Below are 19,534 nucleotides of genomic sequence, written 5' to 3'. Positions count from 1 at the left end.
CCGCGGCACAAAACCGGCCCGGGCCAGGACGCCTGTGGGAGCGTCCGGGCCCGGGCCTGAGGGTTTTCCGGGAATGGTTCAGGAAGCGGCGGCACCGACCGGGGTCGCGCCGACCGGGGTGACCTCGACGAGTCCGGTCTCGCCGAAGGTGAGCTTGCAGGTGTCGGCCCGGTAGGTGGAGACCGCGAGGGCGACCAGGCGGCCGGCCGCCGCGTACTGGGTGGTCATCACCAGGACCGGGGAGCCGGGCGGGCGCTCCAGCAGCGCGGCCTCGCCGGCCTCGGCGACGCCCAGCTCGACCGAGCGGGACTCGCCGTCGACCTCCAGCCGCTCCAGCTGGCGCAGCACCGAGCGGGCACGGTCGCTCTCGGCCCGGAAGCCGGGCAGGTGCGGCAGCGCGGCGGCGGGCACGTGCAGCGACTCGCTCGCCACGGTCTGCCCCTGGACGAGGCGGACCCGGCGGACGGTGTGGACGGTGGCGCCCTCCGGGACACCGAGCGCCACGGCCAGCCGGCCGGCGGCCGGGGCGGTGGTGCAGTCGACGGTGCGCCACGCCTGGCTGCGGGGGGCGCCGGGCCAGCCCTCCTCCTGCCGGTTGACCGGCACGCCGACCCGGGGGGCGGCGATCAGGGTGCCGATGCCGCGCCGGCGGACCAGGCGGCCCTCCAGCTCCAGCTGGTCGAGCGCCTGCCGCAGGGTGGCCCGGGCGACGCCGAAGCGGGCGGCGAGCTCGCGCTCGTTGGGGAGGATCTGACCGGTGGAGAACTCCGTGTCGATGGCGCGGAGCAGCACCGTGCGCAGGTGCCAGTACTTCGGTTCCGGTACGGCCGTGAGCTGCCCTGTCGTCCCCACCGCGTCCTCCACCCTGTTCTCTTCAGTCTGCGGAAAGAGGGCGGATCCGGCCCGCTGTCCGCTGTTGCGGCAGGTGGGAGAGCGGGCTTTTTCCGTCCTTCTTTATTAAAGGTCCTTGCAGTAAGTGACACTAGGGGCTGTGCCGGGAGATGGTCAAGACCAATGGCGGCGCTCGACGTGGTTGCCGCACAGTTTCATGGTGCGTTCACGACAGCTCCGCAAGCGGACGCGTCGGATGACACCCCCCGCCGGGCCTCTCGGTAGGCTGCTCGGGTGATCGTGGTGACGAGTGTGAACGTGAACGGAATCCGGGCTGCGGCCAAGAAGGGCTTCATCGAGTGGCTGGCCGCCACCGAGGCGGACGTGATCTGCCTGCAGGAGGTGCGCTCCGAGCCCGGGCAGCTGCCGGTCGAGCTGCGCGACCTGGACGGGTGGCACGCGGCCTGGGCCCCGGCCGCCACCAAGGGCCGGGCGGGCGTCGCAGTGCTCTCCCGCCGGGAGCCGAGCCGCACGGTGGTCGGCTTCGGCTCCGAGGAATTCGACAATTCGGGCAGATATCTCGAAATCGACCTCCCCGGCCTGACCGTGGCCAGCCTCTACCTCCCCTCCGGCGAAGTGGGTACCGAACGCCAGGAGGAGAAGGAACGCTTCATGGCGGAATTCCTCACCCACCTCGGCGCCCTCCGCACCCGGGCCGCCGCGGACGGCCGGGAGGTCGTGGTCTGCGGCGACTGGAACATCGCCCACCGCCCCGAGGACCTCAAGAACTGGAAGGCCAACCAGAAGTCCGCCGGATTCCTCCCCGAGGAACGCGCCTGGCTCTCCCGCGTCTTCGACGAGGCCGGCTACGTGGACGTCGTCCGCCGCCTCCACCCCGACGGCACCGGCCCGTACACCTGGTGGTCCTATCGCGGCCGCGCCTTCGACAACGACACCGGCTGGAGGATCGACCTCCAGGTCGCCACCCCCGGTCTGGTCGCCAAGGCCACCGACGCCCGCGTCGAACGCGCCGACACCCACGCCGAACGCTGGTCCGACCACGCCCCGGTCACCGTGGCCTACGACCTCGAGTCCTGACCACCCGTTGACGGCCGCGACAGCGGCCAGGTCCGTCCACCGTGGTCGGCCGTCCGACCTCCGTGCAGGTCGCTGCCCATGCCACCGACCCAGCCACCGACACCGACTACGACCAGTGGTGGTCCCCCTCGACCACACCGGCCACCGCCGGTACGCCTGAGCCACCGCTCCGGCGACCCCGGGACCCGGGATCGCCCGGGTCGGGCAGGGGGTGTGGCCCCGGGGGTGCACTTTCGGGGATGGGAGCGGCGGGTGCCGGCGGTGTAGGGAGAAGAGGCAAGGCAGCGGTAGGCGACCGGGAGGGCCAGTGCGCGCGAGGGCGGACGATCGCAGGGGGAACGGCGGCGAGCGGGCCGGCGGAGGTGACCGCAAGGCCCGGGAGACGCGGGTGAGCGGGCCCGTGGCGGAGGCGATGTCCCCGGAGCAGGCCCGTGAGCTGCAGCGGAGCATCGGCAACGCGGTCGTGGCCCGGATCGCGCGGGGCGGGCGGGGCGAACACGATTCGGACCCTGTCCAGCGGTCCGGTGTGCACGAGGTGCTGCGGGGGGCCGGGCGGCCGCTCCAAGGGCCGGTGCGCGAGGAGATGGAGGGGCGGCTAGGGGCGGACTTCTCCGATGTGCGGCTGCACACCGGCGCGGCGGCCCAGCGGTCCGCCGCCGAGATCGGTGCGCGGGCCTACACGTCCGGCAGGGACGTCGTCATCGGGCACGGGGGCGGCGACCGGCACACCCTCGCGCACGAGCTGACGCATGTGATCCAGCAGCGGAAGGGGGCCGTCGCCGGTACCGACCGGGGGGACGGGCTGCGGGTCAGCGATCCCGGTGACTCCTTCGAACGCGACGCCGAGGCCAACGCGCGACGCGTGATGGCGCGGCCGGCCGGTCGGCCGGATGCGGTCCGGCGGGCGGAGCCGGGCGGCGGCGCCGCAGGGGACGGCGGGCCCGCCGTGCAACGGAAGCTGGGGTTCGAGACGGAGATCGACATGCCCGTCGAGACGTCCGGCGGCGCGGCGTACGAGGGCGACACCGACCTGGCCCAGAGCACCGCGGGGGACTTCAAGCTGGTCTCCGACAAGCGGTCGTTGCGCGACGGGGCCGACTACTCGAACGTGGAGTTCGTGACCGGGGCCGTCCCGGTGGTCGGCACGGGGAGCGAGTCCGGGCCGGCGGCCCTCGATCGGCTGGTCGACGAGATCAGGACGGTGCGCGAGGCGTTCTACCGGGAGACCGAGAAGACCCCCTTGGCGGACCTGGGCCTGGAGCTGGAGATCCTGCCCGCAGGGCAGGACGCCCGGATCGCCCCGGATCTCGACTTCCCGAACTACGCCGGCGCCCAGGGCATGGGCGACGGGCTGTTCGTCCACTACTCGGTCGGTGTGCCACTGGCCGGGATGCCGATGTTCTTCGATCACCTCCGGGGTGCCGCTCCCCACGTCCAGGGGGCGCCGCTCCCCCGCGCCCGGTTCCGGCTCTCGCAGGCGAGGACGTTCGCCGGCCAGGTCGTGGCCCGGTACGAACAGGGCCAGGCGTCGGCGCGCAAGCGCAAGCGGCTGGAGACGGACGCCCTGGACGGCTACAGCCAGCTGTTCTTCACCCAGGTCGCGGCCATGGCCGACTACCTCGCGCAGGATCAGGACCAGGGCCAGATCAAGAACCTGACGGTCGTGCTGTCCCGGTCCCGGCTCACGGACGTCCGCGCGCTCCTCGACCCCGGGTTCCAGGACTTCCTGCGGGACGACAGCGAGGTGATCGTCGACCTGCTCGCCCAGTTCCAGGAGGATCCCGGCGACGGCAGTGCGAACCTGGAGTTCCGCGACGAAGCCACCCGGGAGATCGACGGCCTCCCGGTGACCCTCCTCCAATTCGCCGAGTCGACGCTGAAGGGCGTCCCCCAGGTGCCCCAGCAGAGCGTGTTCGGCGGGATGAACCAGATCGACCCGCACGAGGAGGAGGGCGCCATGATGGTCCCCTTCGAGATCCGGACCATGGGCTCCCTGATGAAGACCTGGGACGAGCTCAAGACCGAGCTGCGCGACCTGGCGGGCTGGGCGGAGGAGGCGTACCAGCACGACCGGACGCTGGCCGGCGACACGGCCCGCAGGCGCACCGGTTCGTGACGCGCACCGGTGCGTGACACGTACCGGCATCCGGCGAGGGCCGGCCCGTGACACGGGCCGGCCCTCGGTACTCCCCGACACGCCGGGGACGGCCGCTGCCCCTCCCGGCGTCCGAACGGTCGGACGGGCGCCGGGAGGGATCGGATTCAGCCGTATTTGAGTGACCGTCAGATTCACGTTCGAACGCCGGGCCGGAGCTTCCCAGGGCCGCCGAAATGAGAATGTACAGTCACGAGCAGGGTGCCTTCCCAGCCTCCGAACCGTCGGTTTTCGGCCGGAACGAGTGAGGCTCACCTTTTCTCACGGGACAACCTGACAGACCATGCGTGTGGCATCTGTTCACCTGAGGTCGCTCAACACGCCGCTCACGTTGAGGACCTCGTGGCACTCCTGGGCCTGCACGCCGGTGGCCGGAGTTCCCGGCTTCGCGCAGGTCACCTGGACCGTCACGGTCTGGTTCTCAGTGATCCTGATGGGGGTGACCCAGTGGTAGTCCTGGTTACGGAACGTCTCCAGCGCGATCGTCGTGATCTTGCGGTCGCCGAAACCGATCGTCACGACGCCCTCGTCGCCCTGGAAGTTGGCGACGACGATGTCCGTGATCCCGAACGTCTTGCCCACGGGCACGACGTAGGTGCCGACCTTGGTCTCCCCGCCGGCCGTCGTCAGGTCGATGGTGGCCGAACCCTGCTGTCCGCCGCCCGGTCCGGTCCCGGTGTCGCCGCCCGTTCCCGTTCCCGTTCCCGTTCCCGTTCCGGTACCGGTACCGCCCGCGCCCGCGCCGGGCAGGGCGCTCCCGGCCCCGGAGCCCGGCTGCCCGGGGCTCGCCACCGGGGTCCGGCCGCCGGCCGGCGCCTCGGTGGGGGTCGACTGCTGCTGGACCGCCTGGTCGGCGGCCTCCCTCGCGGTGCTGCGCACGGCGGGACGCACCAGCAGGAACCAGGCCAGCAACAGCGCGAGGAGCGCCGCCAGGGCCGCCAGCAGCCAGGTCGGGAAGATCGGTATCTGGACGAACTCGGCCTCCGGCCGCGGTCGCTCCCGGTCGTCCTCGCCGGCGTCGTCGGCCCGGGCCCCGGCCTTCGCCCCGGCCTTCGCCTCGGTCTCCGCCACGGTGACGGTGAACGGCCAGGTGGCCGGCTTCCCGAACCACACGGGCTTCCCGGCGCGGACCCGCAGCGCCACCTCCACCGACTCACCCGGCTCCAGCTTCGGAGCCGCGGGGCGGACGTCGAACTTCAGGTCCTCGCCGGGCTGGGCCGGGGTGAATCCCACCTGGACGGGGCGGTTGCCCTCGTTGTGGACGGCGAGGCGGTAGCGTCCGCGCAGCCAGCCGCGGCGGCGCTTGGGAGCGCTCTCGGCCCGAAGCTGCCGGAATCCCTCGACCCGCACGGTGGTCTCGGGGACCTTGACCGCCTCGGGGTGCTCGGTGGGCAGGACCCGCACGGCCAGGGGCACCTCGCCCGCCCGCACCCGCGGCGAACGCGGGGGCGCCAGGCGGATGGTCACCGTTTCCGAGGTGCCGGGGTAGAGGGAGACGCGGTCGGGCTCGACCGTCGTCCAGGCAGCGCAGTCACCGACGACTTCCAGGCGGTACGCCTCGACGATGTCGCCGTCGTTGCGAACGGTCAGGCTGGTGGTCGCGGTACCGCCCGGTGTCACCGTCACCGACGGAATGTCGAGGCCGGGCGCGCCGGGGCTGGGAGTGGCTGCTGGGGTCGTCACGCCGCGACGCTACGCCGCCGCCCCGCCCACCTCCACGGACGCGGGGGCAAGGCCCCGGGCAGCCGCGATGCCCCCGCGAACTCCGCCCAACTCCTGTGTCCAGGAGCTTTGTTGCCTTTGGGCCCCGCAGTACTCCCCTCATACGCATCATGGAACAGGTACGCCTCATGCTCCACACCGACCTCATCGGCACCGTCCACCCGTCCGGCACCGGCACCACGCGGCCGACCGTCCCGCCCCAGGGCCGCGCCCCGGCCCACAGCCCGGCCCACGCCCGGGCCGCGCACGACGCCGCGGCCGGCGAGCCCGGCGGACGGGTCACCGTGGCCGTGTACGCCTCGGACCCGGTCCTGTACGTCGGGATCGTCCAACAGCTGCGCCAGCGGCCCGAGGTAGAACTGGTCGACGACGCCGACGCGCACGAGGCGCGGGTCTCGCTCGTCGCCGTGGACAGCGTGGACGACGAGACGGCCGCCCTGCTGTACCGGCTGCGCCACAACTCCGCCACCCGCACCGGACTCGTGGTCGGCACCTTCGAATCGGGTGACGCCTTGCAGCGCGCCATCGAGTGCGGAGTCACCGCGGTGCTGCGGCGCGCGGAGGCCGATCAGGACCGGCTGCTGCGGCTGGTCCTGGCGATGGCGAACGGTGAGGGCGTCCTACCCGGCGACCTGCTCGCGAAGCTCCTCGACCACGTCGGCAGCCTGCAGCGGTCGGCCCTCGACCCGCACGCCGCGTCCCTGTCCACGCTGACCCCGCGCGAGGCGGACATGCTGCGCCTGGTGTCGGAGGGCCTGGACACCGCGGAGATCGCGCGCAACACCTCGTACTCCGAACGGACCGTCAAGAACGTCCTGCACGAGGTCATCACCCGGCTCCAGTTGCGCAACCGCTCCCACGCCGTCGGCTACGCGCTGCGCAACGGGCTGATCTGACCGGACCGGCACCGGCTGCCCGAAAGCGCAGCCGGTGCTTCCCCCGAGCGCGGCCCCGGGGCCCTGCCGGTCCGCGGCCGCGGACCGGCAGGGTGGCACCGTCGGACATGGATGCTGGACCGGACTGTGAGGTGGACCGTGATGGGCACGGGTGGCTCCGGCCGTCGGCGAGACCGCTGGGGCAGGGCCGGTGCGGCGCTGCTGCTGGTGCCTCTGCTCGCGGTGACGACGGCCGCCGGCCCGGGCGGCGCCGGGGACCGGCCCCCCGCGGACGGCACCGGGGCCCGGGCCGCGGCGGCCGATGCCGGGGAGAGCCGGATCGCGTACGCCGGTACCCGCCACCGGAGCCTCGGCCGGGTGGCGACGGACACGACGAGCCCCCCGCTGTTCGGCGAGGGCCCGGCGCACTTCGACGTCCAGCCCGCCGCCCTGGGCGACCGGCTGGTCTTCGCGAGCCGCCGCGACGAGCAGGCCCCGCAGGTCTACCTGCGCTCCGCCGACGGCTCGGTGCACCGCCTGACCAGCGGTCTGGACGCGGCGAACCCGCGGCTGACGCCGGACGGCCGGTCGGTCGTCTTCGACGCGGCCCGGCCCGCCGGGGCCGGTGGCACCCAGCGCGACCTGTGGCTCGTGCGCACCGACGGCAGCGGCCTCACCCGGCTGACCGACACCCCCGCGAACGAGGAGCACCCCACGGTCTCGCCCGACGGCGCGCGGCTGGCGTACTCCTCCGACGCCGATCGGGCCGCCGGCCGCCAGGTCTACGTCCGGCCGCTTCGGGGCGGGCCCGCCACCCGGGTCTCCGACCCCGCCGACGGCGCGGGCACCGAGCCGGTGTGGAACCCGGTGGACGGGCCGGCGACCCGGGACCGGATCGCCTACACCGCCACCGGACCGGACGGGCCCCGGCTGCGGTGGACCGACGGGCGCACCGGCGGGCCGCTGCTGGCGGGCCCGCGGGCCCAGTGGCGCACGCACGGGGCAGCCTGGCTGCCCGACGGGAACGACCTGCTCTTCCTCAGCCCGGACCGGACCTGTAGCTGCGAGGGCGACTGGGACCACGTCTTCCGGGTGGGAGCGCTCTCGGAGGACGAACCGAAGGTGGTGCTCAGCGAGGACCGCGAGGTCGGACCGGCCACCTGGCTCGGCCCGCTCCAGGGCGGTGGCGCGGTGGTCGAACGCGTCTCGGCGGACGGCCCGCACGTGGTGACCCTGCAGGACGTCCGGCCGGACGGCTCCGACCCCCGTGACCTCAACCGGACCGTCCTCAAGGAGGACCCGGCGGCCGACACCGAGACGGATCCGGCGAAGGACCCGCTGTTCCGGCCCGCCGCCGGGTACGACCCGTGGACCGAGCGGCAGAACTACACGCCCGACGGCCGCCGGATCGTGGTGACCCGCTTCGAGGACGCGCCGGCCGGACCGAACCTGCCGGCCGGGCGGATCGAACGGATCTGGATCGCGGACGCCGACGGCTCCGGCCCGACGGCGCTCCCGCTGGCGGGCCGCGGCCCCAGGGACTGGGACACCGATCCGACGTTCTCCCCGGACGGCCGGTACCTGGCCTTCACCCGGACCTCCCCCGGCGGGGTCGGCGGCGCCTCCGGTCCCGGACGGATCCTGATCGCGGACGCCGCCACCGGCGCGGTCCGGGGCGTGATCGTCCCGCCCGAGGGGCAGCTCCAGGGCGGCGACGCCCAGCCCACCTGGTCCTCCGACGGCTCGACCCTGGCGTTCACCCGCAACCAGGTGATCAACGGTGGCGGGGGCAACAAGCACGTGTGGACCGTGCCCGTGGACCGTCTGGACCGCCTGGACCGGCAGCGCGACCTGAGCGCCGCCCACTGCCCCGGCGCCTGCGAGGTCATCGACGACAGCCCGGCGTTCTCACCGGACGGCGCCACCATCGCCTTCAACCGCAAGAACGGCGCCGGCCGGGTCGACGAGCGCAACGGGATCCTGCTGGTCGCCGCGGCGGGCGGCGCCTGCCGGGTACTGCTGCCCGACGCGGCCCGCGACCGGCCGGGGGCCTGCGGCCGGGAGCTGCCCGACACCACCTCCACCGGGCCCTTCCAGCCCCGCGACGCCGCCTGGAGCTCCGACGGCAGGACGCTGGTGATCAGCTCCCGGGCCGCCCTCGCCGCCAACAGCCCGGAGAAGCTGTCCCTGGTGGACGCGGTCTCCGGGGCCCGCACCCCGCTCACCGCCGGGCTGCCGGGACGCCAGAAGGAACCGGGCGTCCAGCAGTCCGTGGACCTCGCGGTCCAGGCACCCGGCACGACCGCGCCGCTCACCGCGGGCGACTCCGGGACCGTCCGGGTGGACGTCGTCAACCACGGCCCGGCCGCCTCGCCCGGGACGAGGCTGACCGTCGCGCCCCCGGCAGGGGTGATCGTCACGGGCCTCGCCGCGCCCGGCGCCGTCTGCGACGCGGCGGCGCTGGTCTGCGCCCTGGGCGTGGTGCGCCCGGGCGACACCGTGCCGGTCACGGTCACCGTCACGGGGGTCGAGCCCGGCGACCAGCCCCTGGACTGGTCGGTCACCGGTGCCGTCCTCGACCCCCGTCCCAGCGACAACACCGGCCGGACCGTGGTGCCGGTGCGCCCGGCGCCGGCCCCGCCGACGCCCGGTCCGACCCCGACCCCGACCCCGACAGCGGCCCCGACAGCGGCCCCGACGCCGACCCCGACCCCGACAGCGGCCCCGACGCCGACGGCGGATCCGCCGCCGAACCCGGTGCCGCCGCCCCCGGTACTTCCGCCGCCTCCGACACCCGCCCCCGCTCCGCCGGCCCCGCCGCCGGTCCGCACGCCCCCGCCACTGCCGCCCGAGCCGCCGGCCGGCCCCGGGCTGAGCATCACGGCGCAGCCGAACCCCGGCTACGTGGGTGGTCGCGTGGTCCTCACGTACACCGTTCGCAACGGCCGCGAAGGGCTGGCCACCGGTCTGCGGCTCCGCGTGGGCCTGCCCGGGGGCGTGCCCCACGACGGGCCGCCGCCGGGCTGCGACCGGGCCTGGGTGTGCGCGCTGCCCGACCTCGCCCCGGGCGCCCGGACCGTCGTCCAGGTCGTCCTCAGCCCCGATCAGGCCCTCACCGGCCTGGTGACCGGCTCCCTGACCACCACCGGCACGGACGCCGACCCCGGGGACAACGAAGCCCGTCAGCAGCTGCGGATCCTCCAGCCGCGCATCGTCGCGGTCCCGCCGATCGGCAAGCCCGGTTTCGTCACCTCGGTACGCGGTGAGGACTTCCCGCCCGGCGCGCCGGTGCGGTTCACCTGGCAGCCGGGCATCACGGCCGCGGCGGCCCCGACCGTCCCCGGCCCGGACGGCCGGTTCATCGGCCAGTTGCTGATCCTCGCCAAGGATCAGACCGGCCCCCGGGTCATCACCGCGAGCGGCCCCGGCTTCTCCCCGGTGCGGACCGGCTTCCTGGTGGTCAGCGGCACCGTCCAGCCGCCCAACGAGATGATCCGCCGATGATCCACGAGGTCGACGAGGCGTTGCGCCGGCTGCTCGCGGAGTCCGGCCTGGACGCGTCGGGCGTCGACGTGGTGTTCGACGCGCCGACCCGCGACTGGGCGGCCCGCCGCAGCGCCCCGACGGTGTGCGTGTTCCTGTACGACGTCCGCGAGGACCACACCCGGCGCGCCAGCGGCGCGGGTGAGGTGTACGACGCGGACGGCTTCCTCGCCGCGCGCCGCGCCCCGGCCCGCTGGTTCGAGCTGACGTACCTCGTCACCACGTGGGCGAGCCGGCCGCAGGACGAACACCGGCTGCTCTCCCAGGTGCTGACGTGTCTGGTGTCCACCGACGCGCTGCCACCGCGCCTGCTCACCGGCTCGCTCGCCGAACTCGGCCTCATCGTGGGCCTGGACGGCGGCGGCACCGGGCTCGACGCGCCCGCCGCCTCCGACGTGTGGTCGGCGCTGGGCGGCGAGCTCAAGCCGTCGCTGGGGCTGCGGGTGAGGGCGCCGCTGGCCGGGGCCACCACTGCCGTCGCCCCACCGGTCACCGAGGGGCTCGTGGTCCGCGCCGCGGCCCGGACCGCACCGGAGGAGCCGGGGGCCGCGCGGCGCCTGCGCTACACGGAGGTGGCCGAGCCCGGTCCGGAGGGCTTCGGCGGCTCCCGGGAGCGGGGGCCGGCCCCCGCCCGCCGCCGACGCGGGGAGCGGCAGCCGTGACGCGGACCCTGGAACCCGCGGCCGCGACGCCGACCCCGGTCCCGTACCTGTGGGCGCGGCTGCGGGTCGTCGAGGAGCGGGTGCGCGAGGCCGTCGCGATCCGGCGCGCGCTCGACCCCGATCCGGACGATCCGTACCGCGGCCAGTTCCTCACCCCCGAGGCGGTCGCCCGCGTCCTGGACGAGGGACACCGGCCCGCTCCGCCCGCCCTGCCCGGTCCGGACGCGCCGCCGCCCGGCTCGCCGCTGGCCGTGCTCGCCGCCCGCTTCGCCCTGGCGCCCCTGGACCTGGACCTGCTGCTGGTGGCCCTGGCCCCGGACCTCGACACCCGCTTCGAGCGGCTCTACGGCTACCTCAACGACGACCTGACGCGCCGCCGGCCCACCGTCGGACTCGCCCTCGAACTGTGCGGGCACCGCGGGGTGGCGGCGGCCCGGTTCCGGCTGGCTCCCTCCGCGCCGCTCGTCGCGGGCGGTCTGCTGGAGGTCACCGAACCCGAACGGCCGCCCCTGTCCCGGGTGCTGACCGTCCCGGACCGCGTCACCTCGCACCTGCTGGGCGACACCGCGCCCGACCCGCTGCTGACCGGTGTGCTCGGCCGTCCGGCCGGTGATCCGGCCGTCGACCCGGCCGAGCTGCGCCGGGCCGCCGCCGCGGCCGGGACCGGCAGCGGCCATGTCCACCTGCGCAGCCGGGGCGGCGATGCCGAGGGGCTGGCCGTCGCCGCGCTGCGGGCGGGCGGGCTGCCGCCGCTGGCCCTGGACCCGGCGGCGCTGTCCCATGACCCCCGGGGCGTGCCGGCCGTCGCCCGGGCCGTCGCACGCGAGGCCCGGCTGCTGGGCGCGGGCGTCCTGCTGGGGCCGCTGGAGGAGCTCCCCGACCGGCCCGACGAGCGGGCCAGGGTCCTGCGCACGCTGTGCGACGCCCTGCGCGGCCTCCCCTTCCTCACCCACGGGACCGGCGGCTGGGAACCCGCCTGGGCGGCCGACACCCCCGTCACCCTGACGGTGGCGGCCCCCGCCCCCGACCGGCAGGTCGCACGCTGGCGGCACGCACTGGAGCGGGCCGGCGAGCAGCACGGCGCGGGGGGCGACGAGGGCGTCGGCGAGGACGGGGCCGAGGCGCTCGCCCGGTCCGTCGCCGCGCACCGCCTGGACGCCGGGCAGCTGCGGAGGGCCGCCGGCACCGCGGTGCGCACGGCCGCGCTCGACGGCCGCCCGGTCTCCCCCGACGACCTGCGCACGGCCGTCCGGGCCCAGAACGGCGCGGGGCTCGCCCGCCTCGCCCGCCGGGTCGAACCCGCGGTGGGCTGGGACGACCTGGTGCTCCCCGCCCCCACCCACCGCAGCCTGCGGGAGCTCGCGGTGCGCGCCCGCCACCGCGAACAGGTGCTCGGGCAGTGGGGCATGCGGCCCGGCGGCGGGCGGGGGCGCGGGGTGATCGCGCTGTTCGCGGGTTCGTCCGGTACCGGCAAGACGATGTCGGCCGAGGTGGTGGCGGCCGACCTGGGCATGGACCTGTACGTGGTGGACCTCTCCACGGTGGTCGACAAGTACGTCGGTGAGACCGAGAAGAACCTGGAGCGGATCTTCACCGAGGCCTCCGCCGTCAACGCGGTGCTGCTGTTCGACGAGGCGGACGCGATCTTCGGCAAGCGTTCGGAGGTCAAGGACGCCCACGACCGGCACGCCAACATGGAGTCGGCGTACCTGCTCCAGCGGATGGAGTCCTTCGACGGCATCGCCGTCCTGACCACCAACCTGCGCGCCAACCTGGACGAGGCCTTCACCCGCCGCCTGGACGTGGTCGCGGACTTCCCGGTGCCCGACGCCGACCAGCGCCTCGCCCTGTGGGACCGCTGCCTGGGCGACCGGGTGCCCCGGGGCGACGACCTCGACCTCCACTTCTGCGCGGACCGGTTCGACCTGGCCGGAGGCTCCATCCGGGCCTGCGCGGTGACCGCCGCGTACCTCGCCGCCGAGTCGGGTGGACCGCTGACGATGGCCCAGACGGTGGCGGCGGTCGCGCAGGAGTACCGCAAGCTCGGCCGGCTGGTGCTGGAGGGCGAGTTCGGATCGTACGTGGCCCAGGTCACGCGGGTCTGAACCGGGGCGGCCGACGGGCCGTCGCGGCGGGCCGGGGAGGGCCGGGGAGGGCAGCGCCCTTGCCCCCGGGCAGGTCCCCCGGTCCCTCCCGCCGGCCGCGGCCCGCCGGAAAGGCTGGGGGCGGGGCGCGGCGGCGCGCGACCGGGTCCGTCGACGGCGTTCAGCCGTCCGCCGTCCGCCGTCCGTAGAACCTGGCCGGAGATCCACCGAAGACCGTCCACCGAAGCTGTCCACCGAAGACCGGTGACACGAAGGAGCGAGCATGCCGACGTACCTCACCCCGGGGGTCTACGTGGAGGAGGTGCAGTCCGGTGCCCGCCCGATCGAAGGGGTCGGCACCGCCGTCGCCGCGTTCGTCGGGTTCGCCCGGACCGGCCCGTTCCACGAGCCGACGCTCGTCACCAGCTGGGACCAGTACTCCCAGCGCTTCGGCGGGTTCACCGAGGGTGCCTACCTGCCCCACGCGGTCTACGGGTACTTCGCCAACGGCGGCGGCGCCGCGTACGTCGTCCGGGTCGGCGGCTCCGACCGGGACAGCTCCGCGCCCGCCGCCGCGGGCCCCGAGCAGCCCGCGGCGGAGCCCGTCGCGCTCGGCGGGTTCCTGGTCGCGGCCCGGCCGGGCGTCACCGGCCTCTCGGTGGAGATCGCCGACGCGGACGGCGAGAACCCGCCCGAGGACCGGTTCAGGCTGCTGGTCCACCGCGACGGGGCGGTGGCCGAGACCTTCGAGGTGTCGGCCCGCCGGAACGTCAAGGGCTACCTCGTCACCCAGGCCCGCGGCTCGGCGCTGATCGAGGTCACCGAGCAGCGCGGCACCGCCCAGGGCCGGCCCGCGAACCAGACCGCGGCCCTGCCCGACGCCCCCACAGCCGTACCCGCCCCGGCCGTCGGCCAGGGCGCGGCGGCCCGGCTCGACCCGGCCGAGTACGTCGGCGACGCGGCGGCCCGCACCGGGCTCGGCGGCCTGGAGACCATCGACGAGATCACCATGGTCGCGGTGCCCGACCTGATGGGCTCCCACCAGCGCGGTGACATCGATGCCGAGGGCGTGCGCACCGTCCAGCTCGCCGTGATCTCGCACTGCGAGCAGATGGGCGACCGGGTCGCCGTCCTGGACGCCCCGCCCGGTCTCTCCGCACAGCAGGTCCGGACCTGGCGCAACGACGAGGCGGGCTACGACTCCCGCTACGCCACCCTCTACTACCCGTGGATCCGGGTCTTCGACCCGGCCGCCGGGCGCAACGCCACCGTCCCGCCGAGCGGCCACATCGCCGGCGTGTGGGCGCGCAGCGACGCCGAGCGCGGGGTGCACAAGGCCCCCGCCAACGAGGTGATCCGCGGCGCGGTCGACCTGGAACTGCGTCTGAGCAAGGGCGAGCAGGACCTGCTCAACCCGATCGGGGTGAACTGCGTCCGGGCCTTCCCCGGCCGGGGCATCCGGATCTGGGGCGCCCGCACCCTCTCCTCCGATCCGGCCTGGCGCTACCTGAACGTGCGCCGCCTCTTCAACTACCTGGAGGAGTCCATCCTCCTGGGCACCCAGTGGGTGGTCTTCGAGCCGAACGACGACCGGCTCTGGTCGAGCATCCGGCGCAACGCCACCGCGTTCCTCACCGAGGAGTGGCGGCGCGGCGCGCTGTTCGGGCGGACGGCCGCGGAGGCGTTCTACGTCAAGTGCGACCGGGACAACAACCCGCAGGAATCGATCGACCAGGGCCGCGTGATCTGCGAGATCGGCGTGGCACCGGTCAAGCCGGCCGAGTTCGTGGTGTTCCGGCTGGCGCAGTTCTCCGACAGCACCAGCCTCATCGACGAGTGACCCGCAGGTCCGGCGCTCCCGGGACCGCCGGGACGAGCAGCAAGGAAAGGTGACAGACAGTCATGGCAGAGGGCGATGCTCTTTCCACCCATATCTTCGGCGTTCAGCTCGGTGGCTACCTGGTCGAGTCGATCCAGGAGATCAGCGGCCTGACCGTCGAGGAGGAGGTCGTCGAGGTCCGGCAGGTCAGCAAGGACGGCAAGCAGATCATCCGCAAGCAGCCCGGCGCCCGTCAGGCCGGCGAGGTCACGATCACCCGGGGACTCGACAAGAGCAGCGAGTTCACCACGTGGATCAAGGAGACCCTGAACAACGGGGCCGTCGACACCGCTCGGCAGAACCTCACCATCGAGATCAAGGACTCCACGGGCGAGACCGTCCGGCGCATCCAGCTGATGAACGGCTGGGCCTCCAAATGGGAGGGCCCCTCCCTCAAAGCCGGCGAGTCCGCTGCGGCCACGGAGTCCGTGACCATCGTGTTCGAGGAGATCATCGTCGAATGAGGCGACGTACGGTGACGGCGGGCAGCCTGGAGGAGATCCTCCAGGCCACGGCGCCCGCCCCGGCCCCGGCACCGCCGACGGCACCCCCCGCCGGCGCTCCGGCGCGGCGCGAGGAGCACGCGCTGCGCACCGAGTTCGAGTTCGAACTGCCGCGCGGGTACGTGGACGAGGCGGGCACCCTGCACCGCCACGGCTCGATGCGCCTGGCCACCGCCCGCGACGAGCTGCGGCCCCAGATCGACCTGCGGGTCAAGGAGAACCCGGCGTACCTGAGCGTGGTACTGCTCAGCCAGGTCATCACCCGGCTCGGCACCGTCACCGACGTGCACGCCGGGGTCGTGGAGCGGATGTACGCGACCGACGTCGCGTTCCTCCAGGACTTCTACCGGCGCGTCAACAGCGAGGGCCACACCCGAGCGGCGGTCACCTGCCCGCACTGCGACGGCGGCTTCGAGGTCGACCTCTCCGGTGGGCGCCTGGGGGAATCGTGACGTACGCGCTCCCCCGGCTCAGGGAGGAGATCGCGTACATCGCCTACCACTTCCACTGGCAACGCGACGAGATCCTCGACCTGACCCATGCCGAACGCCGGCAGTGGGTCACCGAGATCGCTCAGATCAACTCCCGAATGAACGAAGGAGGTTGAGCAAATGGCGTGGCGGGACAGGGTCCGCCGGCGCGGTGCCGTGCCGAGCGGCGCGCCCTCGGACGGCGTGGGCACGGGTGCGGCGGGCGCGGCGGGTGCGGCGGGTGCGGTCCGGGAGACTGCCGCCGGCCGGGGCCCAGGCGTGCCCGCGGACTGGGACGGCGGCTGGCGCCGCACCGCGCCACCCCTCCTGACCGTGTCCCGGGCGCCGATGAGCGTCAGTGACGGACTCGCCTTCCGGGACGGGCTGGCCGCCTGGCGCGATCCGTCCTTCGACACCGGCCTCGCCCACGCCCTGCTGCCGACCGCCCCGACCGGCCTCGTCCGCGGCATCGCCCGCCCCGCCGTCGCGCACCCCACCCACAGCGGAGGCGGCCCGCTGCTGCTCAGAGCGCTGCGCCCGTCCGACGCGGACGCCGCGCCGGGGGCGGGGACGGGGGCGGGGACGGGGACGGGGGCACCACAGCCGGAGGCACCTCCCGCACCGCGTGCGCGGGCCACCGGGCGGGCGCAGCCAGGTGGGTCGGGTGCACGCGGGTCGGGTGCGCGTGCTTCGGCGAAGGGCGCTCCGGTGTCCGCACAGGCCGCGCCCGCGGTCAGCGCCGGCACCGGCCGCTCGCGGGCCGACGAGCGCCCGGGTCGGTCCGGCGGCGGGCGGGAGGCCCCCTCGGCGGCCGGTGGGGCGGCCGGTGCACCCGGCACCCGTGGCCGCCCGCCCGCGCAGTCCGCGGCGGTGCTCGGTCCGGACGCGCTCGGCGCGGACGCCGCTCCCGTCGTCCAGCGAGCCGAAGCGACCGCCGCAGCCCCAGGGGCCGGCCGTACGCCGGCGCCCGCACGACTCCCGCTGGTCCGCCGCATCGCGGTGGTTCCCGGCGTCTCCGGCGGGGGCACCCCGGGGGCCGCCCCCGCCGACCGGCCCGCGCAACGGACCGCCACCGGAGCCGGATCCCTCCCCGCCGCCGGCGGCCGCCGTCCCGGCCCCCCTGGCGGAGAGGCTCCGGCGGACCGCGCCGAAGCGCCGCACGCCGTGGTGCGGACGCGCCCTGTCGGCCGGTCGCTGACCGTCGCCCGGGTGCCCGCCATCCCCAGGCGCCGGGTGCCCGCCGTACTCCCCGCCGTCCCCCCGGCACACACCGGCGGACCTTCCCCCGACGCACCCGTACAGCGGGCGGCCGACCACGCGCCCCCTCTCGGCACCCCGCCGACCGAAGTCCCGGCGCCCGCCGCGCCCGAGGACGTGGCCGGTCCCACCCCCGCCCCCACTCCCACTCCGGCACCGGCACCGGCACCGGCCATGCCTGTCGTCCAGCGGCAGGCGGAGACCGTCCCCGACCGGCCCGGCGCACCCGCGCGGGGCGCGGACGCGGCTCCCGTGCAACGCGCCGCCGACCGTCCTGCCCCGGGCGCTTCGGCGTCCGAACTCCCACCTCCCAGCCGACCCTTGGCGACGGAAGCCGCCATCACCGCACCAGCCGCGCCCATGCTCCAGCACCGGGCGGAAGCCGGCTCCGACGCACCCCTGCAACGCGCGACCGACCACCTCACCCTCGGCACACCGACACCCGAACCCTCCACTCCCGCAACACCCTTGGGACCAGACCCCGCCACCCCCACACCAACCATGCCGATCGTCCAGCACCAGGCGGAAACCGGCTCCGACGCACCCCTGCAACGCACGGCCGGCCGGCCGACCCTCGGCACACCGACACCCGAACCCTCCACTCCCGCAACACCCTTGGGACCAGACCCCGCCACCCCCACACCAACCATGCCGATCGTCCAGCACCAGGCGGAAACCGGCTCCGACGCACCCGTGCAACGCGCGGCCGGCCGACCGACCCTCGGTCCGCCGCTGGCCGAACTCCCCGCCACCGCAGCACCCTTGGGTGCCGGTGCGACCTTCCGGGCGCAGGCCGGTGAAGCCCCCTCCGCGGGCGCGCCCCCGGGGCCGGCCCTGCCGGTCGTGCAGCGGCAGCCGGAGGCTCCGGCTGCCGAGGGCGGCCCTGGGCGGACCGCGCGGCGTCCGCGCGCCGGGTTGGGGGCCCCGCTGCCCGTGATGCCACCGACCGCCAACCACCCCGCGGCCCCGTCCACCGTCCAGCGCGCGGCCGTGCCCGTGCCGGGAGCGGGACAGCACCCCGCGGCCACGGCCACGTCACCGGCTCCCCCGTCACCGGCTCCCACGTCCCCGACCACTGCGTCCCGGCACGGCGGTCGCGCCGGAGTTCCCGCGCCACCCGCCGGCGCCCGGACGAGTGGGCCGGTCCCGCTCGTCCTCGCCGGTCGGGCCGGGGCACCGGGCCGGGCACCGGCCGCTCCGCACCGCAGCGTCCAGCTCCTCGCGGCGCGGCCCCTGGCCCTCGGCAGCGGCCGGGACATGGGGAGCGCGACGGCCCCCGTCACTACCGCCCGCGCGGTGAGCCGCCCCGTGGTCGCGGCACGCTGGGCCGCCCCGCCCTCCGCCGCCGCGCCGCAGCACGTCCAGCGAGCGCCCGGCTCCCCCCGCCCGCACCCGGCGTCCGCGTCCGGCCCCCTTCGCCCGTCCGAACCCCTTCGTGGACCCGAAGCCCTCTACACCTCCGGCTCCGGGCACCCGTCCGGCCCGCCGCCCGTGACCGCCCCGCACGCGCCACCGCTGGTGGTCCAGCCTTCCCGGGCCACGTCCTCGGCGCGGCCCGTACCCGTGGTGCCGCTGGTGCGGTCCAGGACGCCGGACCCCGGCGGCACGCCGGGAGACCCCCCGGCGACGCCCCCGCCCCCGCCCCCGCTCCCCGTGCAACGCGACACCGGCAGCATCCGCGGAACCGTCCCGGCCACCACCGCCCCCGCCCCGCGCGCCACCGCCCCCGGCACCACCACCCCGGCCACCACCACGGCCGCGGACCAGCGGGTCACCACCTCCGACCGAACCGGCGGAAGTCCGCGTGACGCCGGACCACCGGCCGGCGATCTCGACCTGGACGACCTGGCGCGCCGCCTGCTCGACCCGGTCGCCCGCCTGCTGCGCGCCGAGCTGCGGCGCGGCCGGGACCGCGCGGGCAGGACCTTCGACGGCCGCCGCTGAGCACCCGCACGAACGAGAAACGGACGACGGACCGATGACGGACAACATCTTCGCGACCAGTGTGTTCTTCCGGCTGGCGATCGGCGGCAACGACCTGGGCGCCTTCCACACCTGCTCCGGCATGGGCGCCGAGGTCGAGATGGAGAGCTACGCCGAGGGCGGCAACAACGGGTTCACCTGGCAGCTCCCGGGTCGCGTGACCTGGTCGAACATCACCTTCACCCGGCCGGTCACCGCCGACACGGCGAAGATCGGCCGCTGGCTGGACGAGACGCTGCGGCGGGTCGAACCGAAGGACGGCGAGATCGTGGCCCTGCGGCCCGATCTGAGCCGGATCATCAGCTGGCAGGTCTTCGGGATCGTCCCGGTCCGCTGGCAGGGTCCGTCCTTCGACCCCGCCAACTCCGCGGCCGCGGTGGAGACCCTGGAGATCGCCCACGCGGGACTCCTCCCCGCCTGACCGTCCCACCACCGCCCCGTCCCACGACCGCCGCACTCCCGCTCCGGAAGG

14 protein-coding genes are annotated in these 19,534 nt (G+C 75.3%); 12 read left to right on the top strand and 2 right to left on the bottom strand.

The window, feature by feature from the left end:
- Positions 1-78: 78 nt before the first annotated feature.
- Positions 79-852, bottom strand: a complete 774-nt coding sequence (locus tag PUR56_RS42135) for a GntR family transcriptional regulator (RefSeq protein ID WP_329884152.1) — start codon at positions 850-852, stop codon at positions 79-81.
- 282 nt (positions 853-1,134) lie between these two features.
- Here PUR56_RS42135 and PUR56_RS42130 point away from each other — a divergent pair, with 282 nt between their 5' ends.
- Complete coding sequence (locus PUR56_RS42130) at positions 1,135-1,929, top strand: exodeoxyribonuclease III (protein ID WP_380357144.1); 795 nt, start codon at positions 1,135-1,137, stop codon at positions 1,927-1,929.
- Positions 1,930-2,317: 388 nt separating this feature from the next.
- Positions 2,318-4,045, top strand: coding sequence for an eCIS core domain-containing protein (locus PUR56_RS43740; RefSeq protein ID WP_443034634.1), 1,728 nt, complete (start codon positions 2,318-2,320; stop codon positions 4,043-4,045).
- A gap of 339 nt (positions 4,046-4,384) precedes the next feature.
- Here the strand turns inward: PUR56_RS43740 and PUR56_RS42120 are convergent, their stop codons facing one another.
- A complete protein-coding gene (locus PUR56_RS42120; RefSeq protein WP_329952889.1) occupies positions 4,385-5,767 on the bottom strand; it encodes a COG1470 family protein in 1,383 nt (460 codons plus the stop codon).
- A gap of 149 nt (positions 5,768-5,916) precedes the next feature.
- On the opposite strand from PUR56_RS42120, the gene PUR56_RS42115 reads away from it, so the two are divergent.
- From PUR56_RS42115 to PUR56_RS42070, 10 genes are all read left to right on the top strand, one after another.
- Complete coding sequence (locus tag PUR56_RS42115) at positions 5,917-6,702, top strand: helix-turn-helix transcriptional regulator (protein WP_329884130.1); 786 nt, start codon at positions 5,917-5,919, stop codon at positions 6,700-6,702.
- Between the two features lie 141 nt (positions 6,703-6,843).
- Positions 6,844-10,185 carry a hypothetical protein gene (locus tag PUR56_RS42110; protein ID WP_329952888.1) on the top strand — a complete coding sequence of 1,114 codons (3,342 nt, stop codon included), beginning with the start codon at positions 6,844-6,846 and terminating at the stop codon, positions 10,183-10,185.
- Complete coding sequence (locus PUR56_RS42105; protein ID WP_329952887.1) at positions 10,182-10,886, top strand: DUF4255 domain-containing protein; 705 nt, start codon at positions 10,182-10,184, stop codon at positions 10,884-10,886. Before PUR56_RS42110 ends, PUR56_RS42105 begins: the two co-directional genes overlap by 4 nt.
- On the top strand, positions 10,883-12,991 hold the full coding sequence (locus PUR56_RS42100; RefSeq protein WP_329952886.1) for an ATP-binding protein: 2,109 nt from the start codon (positions 10,883-10,885) through the stop codon (positions 12,989-12,991). The genes PUR56_RS42105 and PUR56_RS42100 overlap by 4 nt, the downstream gene beginning before the upstream one ends.
- Positions 12,992-13,253: 262 nt before the next feature.
- Entirely contained in the window at positions 13,254-14,810 is a 1,557-nt protein-coding gene (locus PUR56_RS42095; RefSeq protein ID WP_329952885.1) for a phage tail sheath family protein, read from the top strand.
- Positions 14,811-14,872: 62 nt separating this feature from the next.
- Positions 14,873-15,313, top strand: coding sequence for a phage tail protein (locus PUR56_RS42090; RefSeq protein ID WP_329884140.1), 441 nt, complete (start codon positions 14,873-14,875; stop codon positions 15,311-15,313).
- Positions 15,310-15,804, top strand: a complete 495-nt coding sequence (locus tag PUR56_RS42085; protein WP_329952884.1) for a hypothetical protein — start codon at positions 15,310-15,312, stop codon at positions 15,802-15,804. Before PUR56_RS42090 ends, PUR56_RS42085 begins: the two co-directional genes overlap by 4 nt.
- Positions 15,801-15,959, top strand: coding sequence for a DUF6760 family protein (locus PUR56_RS42080; RefSeq protein ID WP_167349762.1), 159 nt, complete (start codon positions 15,801-15,803; stop codon positions 15,957-15,959). The genes PUR56_RS42085 and PUR56_RS42080 overlap by 4 nt, the downstream gene beginning before the upstream one ends.
- 2,773 nt (positions 15,960-18,732) lie before the next feature.
- Positions 18,733-19,023: a hypothetical protein gene (locus tag PUR56_RS42075; protein WP_329952883.1), complete on the top strand. Its 291-nt coding sequence runs from the start codon at positions 18,733-18,735 to the stop codon at positions 19,021-19,023.
- A gap of 34 nt (positions 19,024-19,057) precedes the next feature.
- Complete coding sequence (locus tag PUR56_RS42070; protein ID WP_329952882.1) at positions 19,058-19,483, top strand: phage tail protein; 426 nt, start codon at positions 19,058-19,060, stop codon at positions 19,481-19,483.
- Positions 19,484-19,534: the final 51 nt, after the last annotated feature.

It is taken from the genome of Streptomyces sp. BE303, assembly GCF_036290945.1.
Lineage (GTDB): Bacteria > Actinomycetota > Actinomycetes > Streptomycetales > Streptomycetaceae > Kitasatospora.
The sequence above is the reverse complement of the archived record's forward strand: the minus strand, read 5'-3'. Positions and strand labels throughout refer to the sequence as shown.